General features: G+C 67.6%; 10 protein-coding genes and 1 pseudogene. 6 read left to right on the top strand and 5 right to left on the bottom strand.

Translation table 11 applies throughout. The annotated features are described in order from the left end of the window. Window positions 1-13: 13 nt before the first annotated feature. From ACZYZ7_RS10565 to ACZYZ7_RS10555, 3 genes are read left to right on the top strand one after another with little or no spacing between them, the layout of a single operon-like run. Window positions 14-712, top strand: a complete 699-nt coding sequence (locus tag ACZYZ7_RS10565) for a phosphatidylserine decarboxylase (RefSeq protein ID WP_463740879.1) — start codon at window positions 14-16, stop codon at window positions 710-712. After that, a complete protein-coding gene (pssA, locus tag ACZYZ7_RS10560; RefSeq protein ID WP_286175169.1) occupies window positions 709-1,590 on the top strand; it encodes a CDP-diacylglycerol--serine O-phosphatidyltransferase in 882 nt (293 codons plus the stop codon). Before ACZYZ7_RS10565 ends, pssA begins: the two co-directional genes overlap by 4 nt. A 1-nt stretch (window position 1,591) precedes the next feature. Continuing rightward, window positions 1,592-3,802 carry an AAA family ATPase gene (locus ACZYZ7_RS10555; RefSeq protein WP_463740878.1) on the top strand — a complete coding sequence of 737 codons (2,211 nt, stop codon included), beginning with the start codon at window positions 1,592-1,594 and terminating at the stop codon, window positions 3,800-3,802. 447 nt (window positions 3,803-4,249) lie between these two features. Here ACZYZ7_RS10555 and ACZYZ7_RS10550 read toward each other — a convergent pair whose 3' ends face one another. Together ACZYZ7_RS10550 and ACZYZ7_RS10545 are read right to left on the bottom strand one after the other, a co-directional pair. Beyond that, window positions 4,250-4,702, bottom strand: a complete 453-nt coding sequence (locus ACZYZ7_RS10550; RefSeq protein WP_463740877.1) for an SRPBCC family protein — start codon at window positions 4,700-4,702, stop codon at window positions 4,250-4,252. A 143-nt stretch (window positions 4,703-4,845) separates the two neighbouring features. Further along, window positions 4,846-5,427 carry a TetR/AcrR family transcriptional regulator gene (locus ACZYZ7_RS10545; RefSeq protein WP_450072042.1) on the bottom strand — a complete coding sequence of 194 codons (582 nt, stop codon included), beginning with the start codon at window positions 5,425-5,427 and terminating at the stop codon, window positions 4,846-4,848. A 21-nt stretch (window positions 5,428-5,448) separates the two neighbouring features. Between ACZYZ7_RS10545 and ACZYZ7_RS10540 the strand changes: the two genes are divergently transcribed. The 3 genes from ACZYZ7_RS10540 to ACZYZ7_RS10530 are packed head-to-tail and all read left to right on the top strand — an operon-like array spanning window position 5,449 to window position 6,839. Beyond that, window positions 5,449-5,838 (top strand): hypothetical protein, encoded by a 390-nt coding sequence (locus ACZYZ7_RS10540; RefSeq protein WP_463740876.1) that lies wholly within the window; start codon window positions 5,449-5,451, stop codon window positions 5,836-5,838. Further along, window positions 5,835-6,329 (top strand): SRPBCC family protein, encoded by a 495-nt coding sequence (locus tag ACZYZ7_RS10535; protein ID WP_463740875.1) that lies wholly within the window; start codon window positions 5,835-5,837, stop codon window positions 6,327-6,329. The genes ACZYZ7_RS10540 and ACZYZ7_RS10535 overlap by 4 nt, the downstream gene beginning before the upstream one ends. Before the next feature lie 60 nt (window positions 6,330-6,389). After that, window positions 6,390-6,839 carry a DUF1707 domain-containing protein gene (locus ACZYZ7_RS10530; protein ID WP_463740874.1) on the top strand — a complete coding sequence of 150 codons (450 nt, stop codon included), beginning with the start codon at window positions 6,390-6,392 and terminating at the stop codon, window positions 6,837-6,839. Here the strand turns inward: ACZYZ7_RS10530 and ACZYZ7_RS10525 are convergent. The 3 genes and pseudogenes from ACZYZ7_RS10525 to ACZYZ7_RS10515 all read right to left on the bottom strand — a co-directional run. Continuing rightward, a pseudogene (locus ACZYZ7_RS10525) lies at window positions 6,806-7,371 on the bottom strand (response regulator); the annotation flags it as partial. The gene ACZYZ7_RS10530 and the pseudogene ACZYZ7_RS10525 overlap by 34 nt on opposite strands. A 79-nt stretch (window positions 7,372-7,450) precedes the next feature. Beyond that, window positions 7,451-8,320: a hypothetical protein gene (locus tag ACZYZ7_RS10520; RefSeq protein WP_450072046.1), complete on the bottom strand. Its 870-nt coding sequence runs from the start codon at window positions 8,318-8,320 to the stop codon at window positions 7,451-7,453. A gap of 114 nt (window positions 8,321-8,434) precedes the next feature. Continuing rightward, on the bottom strand, window positions 8,435-9,859 hold the full coding sequence (locus tag ACZYZ7_RS10515) for an FAD-dependent monooxygenase (RefSeq protein WP_463740873.1): 1,425 nt from the start codon (window positions 9,857-9,859) through the stop codon (window positions 8,435-8,437). Window positions 9,860-9,954 lie beyond the last annotated feature (95 nt).

Below are 9,954 nucleotides of genomic sequence, written 5' to 3'. Positions count from 1 at the left end.
TAGAATCCTCCCGATGGCCAGACGCCCCGACCTCCAGTCCGGACCAGAACGCCTTGCGGCGCTGGTGCGATCCAGTGTTCCGCCGATGCATTCGGCGGGCCTACCGTTTGTCGGCGCCAGCCTCGCCGTCGCGGCCCTGGGCCGCAAGCACCGCTGGGTGCGACGGGCCGGCCTGCTGGCCGCCGGGGCGAACGCGGCGTTCTTCCGCCACCCGCCCCGGGTACCGCCGACCCGCCCCGGCGTCGTGGTCGCCCCCGCCGACGGGCTGGTGTGCCTGGTCGAAGAAGCGGCGCCGCCGTCGGAACTCGGCCTGCCCGATACCCCGCGGCCGCGGATCAGCATCTTCCTGTCGGTCCTCGACGCACATGTGCAACGGGCGCCGATCGGCGGTGACGTGGTGGCCGTGCAGCACCGCCCCGGGCGCTTCCATTCGGCCGAGCTCGAAGCCGCGAGCGAGGACAACGAACGCAACAGCGTCGTCATCCGCACCCCTGAGGGTGCCGAGGTGATCGCCGTGCAGATCGCCGGGCTCATCGCCCGGCGCATCGTGTGCGACGCGCACGTCGGCGACAAGCTCGACATCGGCGAGACCTACGGGTTGATCCGGTTCGGCTCCCGGCTGGACACCTACCTGCCTGCTGGTTCGAAACTGCTCGTCACCCGGGGCCAGCGGACGCTGGCCGGAGAAACCGTCCTGGCGGAGTTGCCATGATCAAACCCCGCATGCGACCCCCGTCGTTGATCAAGGGACGCATGAAACCGCCGCCGTTCAGCGTGCGGATGCTGCCCAGTGCCATGACGGTGGCCGCCATCTGCCTGGGCTTGTCGGCGATCAAGATGGCCCTCGACAACCGGCCCACCGAGTCGATGGCGTTCCTGGCGGTCGCAGCGATCCTCGACGCGCTCGACGGCCGGGTCGCGCGGATGCTCAATGCCACCTCCAAGATGGGCGAGGAGATCGACTCCCTGGCCGACGCGGTGAATTTCGGTGTCGCCCCGGCCCTCATCGTCTACGGCACCCTGCTGTCACACTCGCGGGTCGGGTGGATCGTGGTGCTGCTCTACGCGGTGTGCATCGTGTTGCGGCTGGCCCGGTTCAACGCATTGCTCGACGTGGATCAGCCTGCGTACGAGAAGGAGTACTTCGTCGGGATGCCCGCCCCGGCGGGTGCGCTCGGCGCGATCGGACCGCTGGCGGCCAAGATGCAGTTCGGCGACGGTTGGTGGACCAGCGAGTGGGCCGTGTCGATCTGGATGATCGGCGTCTCGCTGCTGGTGGTCAGCCGGATCCCGATGCGCAAGATCCACACGTTCGCGGTGCCGCCGAACATGGTGGCGCCCTTGCTCGCCCTGGTCGCGATCGGCGTGGCGGCGTCCGTCTTCTACGGCTACATCGTGATCATGGTGATCATCGTGGCCTACGTGATCCACATCCCGTTCGCGGTACGCACCAAGAAGTGGGTGGCCAGCCACCCCGAATCATGGGACGACAAGCCGCAACAGCGCCGTGCGACGCGGCGCGCGATTCGCCGGGCACAGCCGCACCGCCGGTCGATGGCCCGCCTGGGACTGCGGAAGCCGGGCCGCTGACATGTCGCAGCTCGAGGTCGATGAGGATCACGCGCTCGGGCATCTGCGTCTGACGGCACGGCTGAACACCTCGGCACTCGACTCGCGTCGCGGGGTGGTCCGGCTGCATCCGGAGGCGATCGCCGCCCTGGGAATCCGCGAGTGGGACGCGATCTCGCTGACCGGGTCCCGCACCACCGCCGCAGTCGTCGGCATCGCCCCCGGCGGTACCCCGACCGGAACCGCCCTGCTCGACGACGTCACGTTGTCCAACGCCGGGGTGCGCGAAACCGCCACGGTGATCGTGGCGCCGGTGACGGTGTACGGCGCGAGGGCCGTCACGGTGAGCGGGTCGAGGCTGGCGACCGACTCGATTTCGTCGGCGACGCTGCGCCAGGCGCTGCTGGGCAAGGTGATGACGGTCGGCGACACGGTGTCGCTGCTGCCCCGCGATCTCGGGCCGGGCACGTCGACTTCGGCGGCCACTGCGGCGCTGGCGTCGTCGGTGGGCATCACCTGGACCTCGGAGCTGCTGACGGTAACGGGGGTCGATCCGTCCGGACCCGTGAGCATTCAACCGAATTCGGTGGTGTCGTGGGGATCGGGCCTCGAGCCGAGCACATCGGATTCCACCGGGGCGCACACGATCAGCCCCGCGCGCGCCGAGCCGGCGGTCAGCTTCGATGACCTCAAGGGCTCCCATACCCAGGCCGGCAAGCTCACCGAATGGCTCAAGCTGTCGCTCGATGAACCTCAACTTCTCGAAACCCTGGGCGCCACACCGAATCTCGGTGTTCTGGTAACCGGTCCCGCCGGCGTCGGCAAGGCAACGATGGTGCGGACGGTATGCGCCGAGCGGCGGTTGGTGGAACTCGACGGGCCGCAGGTGGGGGCACTGGCCGCCGACGACCGGTTGCGCCGGATATCCGACGCGGTCGCCACGGTGCGCGACGGTGGTGGGGTGCTGCTGATCTCCGACATCGACGCCCTGCTGCCGGCCTCCACAGACCGGGGCCCCGAACCGGTCGCGGCCCTGATCATCGCCGAACTACGTGAGGCCGTGGGAACCCGCGGCGTGGCGTTCATCGCGACGTCGGCCGTTCCGGTCGGGGTGGACCCCCGACTGCGGGCGCCCGATCTGTGTGACCGTGAGCTCGCCCTGACCCTGCCCGATGCCGCCACCCGCAAGGCGCTGCTGGAGGTGCTGCTGCGCGGCGTTCCGGCCGCCGAGTTGGATCTGGGTCAGATCGCGGACCGCACACCAGGTTTCGTGGTTGCGGATCTGGCCGCCCTGGTCCGTGAGGGCGCGCTGCGGGCCGCATCGCGGGCCAGCGCCGACGGCAACGAACCGGTCCTGTGGCAGGAGGACCTGGCCGGGGCGCTGACCGTGATCCGCCCGCTGTCGAGGTCCGCGACCGAAGAGGTGTCGGTCGGCTCGGTGACGCTCGACGACGTCGGCGACATGGTCGAGACCAAACAGGCCCTCACCGAGGCGGTGTTGTGGCCGCTGCAGCACCCTGACACGTTCCAGCGGCTCGGCGTGCAGCCACCGCGTGGTGTGCTGCTGTACGGCCCGCCCGGCTGTGGCAAGACCTTCGTGGTGCGGGCCCTGGCGAGTTCCGGGAAGCTCTCGGTGCACGCCGTCAAAGGTGCTGAGCTGATGGACAAGTGGGTCGGTTCATCCGAGAAGGCGGTGCGCGAACTGTTCGCCCGGGCGCGTGACTCGGCGCCGTCACTGGTGTTCCTCGACGAGATCGACGCGCTGGCGCCCCGGCGCGGGCAGAGCTTCGATTCCGGGGTGACCGACCGCGTGGTGGCCGCCCTGCTGACCGAACTCGACGGCATCGAACCGATGAACGACGTCGTCGTGCTGGGTGCGACGAACCGCCCCGACCTCATCGACCCCGCGCTGCTGCGGCCGGGACGGTTGGAGAAACTGGTGTTCGTCGAGCCGCCGGATGCCGATGCGCGCCGCGAAATCCTGCGCACCGCAGGCAAATCCATTCCACTGGCCCCCGATGTCGACCTCGACGCCCTGGCGTCCGAGTTGGACGGCTACAGCGCGGCCGATTGCGCGGCGCTGCTGCGGGAGGCGGCCTTGACGGCGATGCGCCGGTCCATCGATGCCGCCGATGTCACCGCGGCCGATGTCGCCAAGGCTCGCGAGACCGTGCGGCCGTCATTGGATGCAGCGCAGGTGGAGTCCTTGCGGGAGTTCGCCGCGGGGCGCTGACACTGCGGAGCGCGGGTCCCGCCCGCCTATCCCCACTCGCCCGGCCCCCGCCGCGAGTCACGAGTGCCCCAGGCGTCACGGCGCCGAACCGCCCCCTCGATCTGCCCGCCTACGCGCGACAATCGAGCGACAATCGCCTCTTGAGCCGCTCACGCAACACCGTCCACGAATGCGGCAACCTCACCTGGCACTCGTTCCTCTGGAACCACGACAGCCTCACCCGTCCAGCGCCCGACTACGAGCGACACTGTCGCTGATAGGCGGGCAAGCCGAAATCTGTGGCAGGCGAGGTGGAATGGGATCCGCGTGACGCGAGTAATGATCACGTTCGTGACGGAAGGTGCCACCGTGATGCAGGTGGCGATTGTCGCTCGATTGTCGCTCATAGGCGGGCGCAACGACACCCGGTCGCCGCGCCGTGATCATTGAGAAAGGTGTGACGAATAACTACTCGGCGATCGCCGCCAGTCGCTCGATCGATCCCTGCAGCTTGTCCGCGGTCGTCGCACGTGCGCGCACCAGCCGCTTCTCATCGTTGAGCTGCGTCCAGTCGTAGGTGTGGGTGACCAGGGTTCGGTTGTCGCCCAACGGTTCCAGCTCCCAGCGCCAGAGATGGCCGGGCGGCTCTTTGCCGACTTCCGACGGCTGCCACGCGATACGCCGGCCCTCTTCGAACTCCACGACGTGGTTCTCGCGGTCGCCGCCCTGGCTGATCGTCATGGCGAATACGTCGCCGGCCGCGCGGACCCGCTGCCCGGAAGGCGCCACCGCCAAATTGTCATTGCCATCCCAGCGAGGCTGTTGGGACGGGTCGGCGATCAGCTCGAAAATCGCCTCTGCCGGTGCGGCGATCTCGCGACTTGCTGCGACAACCCTTGAAGCGTCGGCCTTGTCATCCATGGCCCAGACGATACCCAGTTTCCTACGTTGCCGGCGTGACGAGTGTGCAGCCTGTCGCGACGAAATGCCCGAAATCCCCTCAAGAAAACACACATTCGTCACAGTGGCTCGTACAGGAGATCACCGGCGAAGACGAACACAATTCACCGAACCAGCAACTTCCGGATCGCCTCGGCCAGGTCCTCCTCCATCCACACCGGCAACTCGGCATCGTTGGCGTGGCGGCGCACCATCGCATAGGGCAGGTCGACGACGGCGCGTGCCATCGCATCCATCGTGCGCGCATCGTCGTTGCCGTAGATGCCGCGCGCCAGATCACGCAACCGCTCCCCCAGTGGCATGTTCATCGCCGCCAGCGTGGCGGTGAACTCCGCATCGGGGGCGCCGTCGAGCAGGTCACGGGGCCGGATGGTCAGCAGTAAGCGGGCATCTTCGGGGACCTCCCGGGCGAAGTCCACCGCAGCGACGCCCATCGCGACTGCCGCCTCCACCGCGTCGTCCGCGGTGGCCGCCATCGCGCGGGACTGAAACCGCTCCAGCGCCCGCAGCCAGGCCGCGGTCAACACCCCATTGCGATTGCCGAACCGGTGATACAGCGTGCCCGCCGGGGCCCCGCTGACCTTGGCAATCGCCGCAACGCTTGCAGCCCTTGGCCCTTCGGCGAGCACCAACGCCCGCGTGGCATCCAAGATTGCGTCGGTTTCATGCTTCCGCGGAGGCGCCATGATCTAGTACAGTCCTTCTATATGGAACGTTTACCCTATATCGACGAGCATGCCATAACCGTCGACGCCGACGCCGCTACGACATGGGCGGCCGTCCTTCGAACGATGTGCGGTGACCCCGCCGAACCGCGCGCCCCATTCGGATTCGCCATCGGTGAGTGCAGGCCGCGCCAACGCCTGGTCCTCAAAGGCCGCCACCCCTTCTCGATCTACGAATGGGTCTTCGAGCTGGATGATCTCGGCCCACATCGCACGCGGGTGCGCTCGCAAACCTGGGCAGCCTTTCCGGGCATCCACGGCAAGATCTACCGCGCCCTGGTGATCGGCTCGGGCGGCCACGCGGTGGCGGTCCGCCATATACTCAAACGCATTGCGGGACAACTATGCCCGCGCCCGGACGTACTGGCGTGATCCTGAATTGGGGCGCCACGGTCCAAGAGCGCAACGCCACTCTTCCGTGCGACGCCCTGACCCCGGCCACCGCACTCTCCGCCGACCGGGCGATCAGCATCGACGCGCCGCCGTCGACCGTGTTCGGCTGGCTCTGCCAGTTGCGCGTCGCGCCGTACAGCTACGACCTCATCGACAACTTCGGCCGGCGCAGTCCGCGCACGCGGAACGCCGAACTGGCCCAGCTCCGAACCGGCCAACGCTTCATGCAGATTTTCACGCTGCGCTCATTCACCGAAGACGAGCACGTGACGTTGCAGTCCGGGAAGGTCGCGGTCTCCTATGCCGTGCACCCCGAGGCCGCGGGCACCCGACTGCACGTGCGGGTGCGCTTCGGTGGTCCACGACCCCTGGGCTGGGTGATGGCCGTGGGCGACGTGGTGATGATGCGGAAACAGCTCCTCACCCTGCGCGACCTGGCCGAACAGGAAACAACCGGCATTACATCTTGACGCTGACAAGTTCCGGTGGGATAGTTCAACTTGTCACTGACTAGATCCACGGGAGTTGAGATGGCCGACACCGCCCTACACACCGTTGACACCGCCCGAGCCGGCGACCGGGAGCGTGAACGGACCGCCAACGACCTCGGCCAGGCCCTCACCCAGGGCTACCTGACCATGCCCGAGTACGAGGATCGGCTGCAGTCGACCTTCCAGGCGCAGACCACCCATGAACTGCGCGCGCTCGTCGCCGACCTACCCGTCAGCCGCCTGCGGCGTCACGACCCCCGACGCCGCGCCGCCCAACAGCGGGCCGCCCGGATGAGCGTCGGAATCCACCTGGCCGCCTACCTCGCCGGCTCCCTCCTGATGCTCGGCATCTGGCTGGCCGTCGGACTCGGCGGTGGTGGCTGGTACTTCTGGCCGGTCTGGCCGATCATGGGTTGGGGCATCGGCGTTGTGTCACACGCCATTCCGATCTGGGCTCACGGTTCGATGAGCCCGGCACGGATCGCATAGCGCGTCAGCGCCAGCCGGTCCCGGAGGCCGAGTTTGGCCAGGATGTTGGTTCGGTGCCGATCCACTGTCTTGGCGCTGATGGTCAGCGTCGCGGCGATCTCCCGGGTCGAATAGCCCTCGGCGATCAACTTGAGCACCCCTCCTCCCGTGGCGTCAGGATGGTTTCGGGCAACTCGCCGCCCTGGCGTGACCGGTGCAGATAGTCGCGGATCAGCGCCGTCACCGCACCGGCGTACAGGAACGGCTCCCCGCGCATGGTCGCCCGGCAGGCCTCCAACAGGTCGCGGTCGGCCACGGACTTCAGCACATACCCGGACGCCCCGGCCTTGAGTGCCTCGAAAAAGTACTGTTCGTTGTCGTACATCGACAGGATCAGAATCCGCACGTGCGAATGCGTTCGGTTGATCTCACGGGCAGCCTGCAACCCGGTCATCCGCGGCATCGCGATGTCAAGGATCGCCAGGTCGACCGGCGTCGCGTCCAGAGCGGTCAGGGCCTCGTACCCGTCGGCAGCCTCGGTCACCGCGCTCAGTACCGCCCTGGCCTGGGGATACGTCTGGCTGCGGTACTTCTGAGGTGCGATTTCACCGAGGCTGTAGTCAGGGACAAAATCAGGCCGACTTTTGTCCCTCATTACAGTCTCGATGCCAGCCGCGGCTTCGCAGTGCTCGTTCGACTCGGGCGACGACGTCCGCGATGTTGTCCTCGGCGATCACGCGGATAACGATCCACCCCATGGCCTCCAGCTTGCGCAACGTCTTCTGGTCCTGCACATAGCGTTTGCGATCAGACTGATGGAACTTGCCGTCGTAGTTGACGCCGACTTTGAACTGTTCCCAGCCCATGTCCAAGATCGCGACGATGCGGCCCCGTCCCTCGATCACCATGATCTGGGTTTCGTCGGGCGGCATTCCGGCGTCAGTCAGTTGCAGGCGCAGCCATGTTTCCCGCGGCGAATCGGCACCCCGGTCGACCAGTGGCAGCGCGGCTTTCAACGCTCGAATCCCCCGGACGCTTGGATAGCGCTCGATGAGCGGGGTGACGTCGTCGACGGTAACCCGCAGGGTCCAGGCCAGTGCATCGATCCGTGCGACGGCCTCGTCGCGAGGGAAATGACGGCCCAGGTCGAAGACGGTGCGCGCCGGCGTGGTGACCGGCAGGCCCACGACCCGTTTGATCTCGTCGTCGGCAAGGGTCTCGTTGCGCACGACCAAACCCGCCGGCGGCCGGGTGTTGTTCCAGACGAGCTCGATGGGGATATCGGCGTCCACGTACGACGCCCCGTGCAGCGCCGACGCGGCGACGCCGGCAATAACTGCCCGACGGCCCGACCACAGCCACGCACCAATTGTCCGGTCGCGCAGCGTCGGTTCCCCTCGTGCATATACGTCCGGAAACAGCCTCTGGTAGTGGTGTCGAAGCTCGTTGCGCGTGACGAGTTGTTTGGCCAACGCCTCACTGCCGATCAACACCCCACCCATGGCGGAATGTTGGCACGCGGTACCGACACAACCCCGAGGCTGTACTGAGGGACAAGATCATGCCGATTTCTGTCCCTGAGTACAGTCTCGGCGCCAGCCCAACCCGTGAGGTGCCTACCCGGCAGCGGACATCCAGTGCGCGATCGCCGTACGCACCTCCGCCGCACGCGGCAACCGCTCACTGGCCCAGGCCACATAGCCGTCGGGCCGGACCAGCACCGCATCGGGAAGATCGGGGCGGTTGTCGATCGCCTGCACCACATCACAACCGGCGACGTCGACCGCCTCAGCCGTGACGAGCACGAACTTGCCGGCGCGAAGCAGCTCGTAGAGCCGGGTTCCGCCGCAGTCCACATCGGCCATCCGGCGTCCGACCAACCAGTCCTCGTCCTTCGACCGTGGATAGGCGATACCGATGCCGCTGAGCCGTTCGGCCACGAAGTGTCGAGCGGGAGGTATGCGCAACACCGTCCCCAACACGAGCACCCGCAGCCGCCGCGACGCCGCCGAACTCAGCACGATCTGGTTGAACGCATCGGTCAACCGAAGCACGCCTGCGCCGACCGGATGGCGCTCACGTTCGTAACTGTCCAACAGCCACGACGGCGCCCGCCCGTGCACCGCCAACGCAATCTTCCAGCCCAGGTTGAACGCATCGCCGAGTCCGGTGTTCATGCCCTGCCCGCCCAGCGGGGAATGCACATGTGCGGCGTCGCCGGCCAGAAACACCCGGCCCGAGCGGTAGTGCCGGGCCTGGCGCCGCTCGCTGAGGAACCGCGAACTCCACCGCATATCGCTCATGCCGAAGTCGTCGCCGGCGATGCGGTTGAACGCGTCGCGCATCTCGTCGAGCGCCACCGGTTCGTCCAGCGGCGCCTGTTCCCGCAGCCGGTCCCACGCGATGGCGCGGAACCAGCCGTCGCCGAACGGGACGAACAACACCACACCCTCGGTCCCGGTCCGGGCGAACAAGGTCTCCTCGGGCGGCGAGGCGAGCCGGACGTCGGCCAGCAGGATGTGGGTCTCGTACTGTTTGCCGACGAAGTCGATCCCGACCAGTCGTCGCACCGCGCTGTGGGCCCCGTCGCAGCCGACGACGTACTCGGCGCCGAGGCTCTCCCCGTTTGCCAGCTCGACGGTGACACCGTCGCCGTCCTGTCGCAGTCCCACCACCTCGGCACCGCGGCGCACCTGCACGCCCAGTTCGGCGGCCCTGCCCTCCAGCACGTGCTCGGTGCCGCTCTGGGGAACGATCAACACCATTCCGAACCGGGTCGGCAGTTCCCGCAGATTCAGCGTGGCTCCGCCGGGCGGCGCCACCTCGTGCACCTCGACTCCGCGGCTCAGCAACTCATCGACGAGCCCGCGGCCGTCGAGCAGTTCCAGGGTCCGCGCATGCACGGCGAACGCCCGGGTGATGTTCGGCGTCGAGGTGCGTTCCTCCAGCACGGTGACCGGTGCGCCACCGAGCGCGAGCTCGCACGCCAGCATCAATCCGGTCGGACCGGCGCCGACCACCACGACCTCGCCAGGGGCCATCAGCCGATGCTAGCGATGACCCGCCACGTAGACTGCGTGTTAACCCAAAGCCCTAGCCATAAGGCTGACACCCCGACCCCAACCCGATCGGAGTG

This window comes from Mycobacterium sp. IDUB_17, from assembly GCF_055419465.1.
The sequence above is the reverse complement of the archived record's forward strand: the minus strand, read 5'-3'. Positions and strand labels throughout refer to the sequence as shown.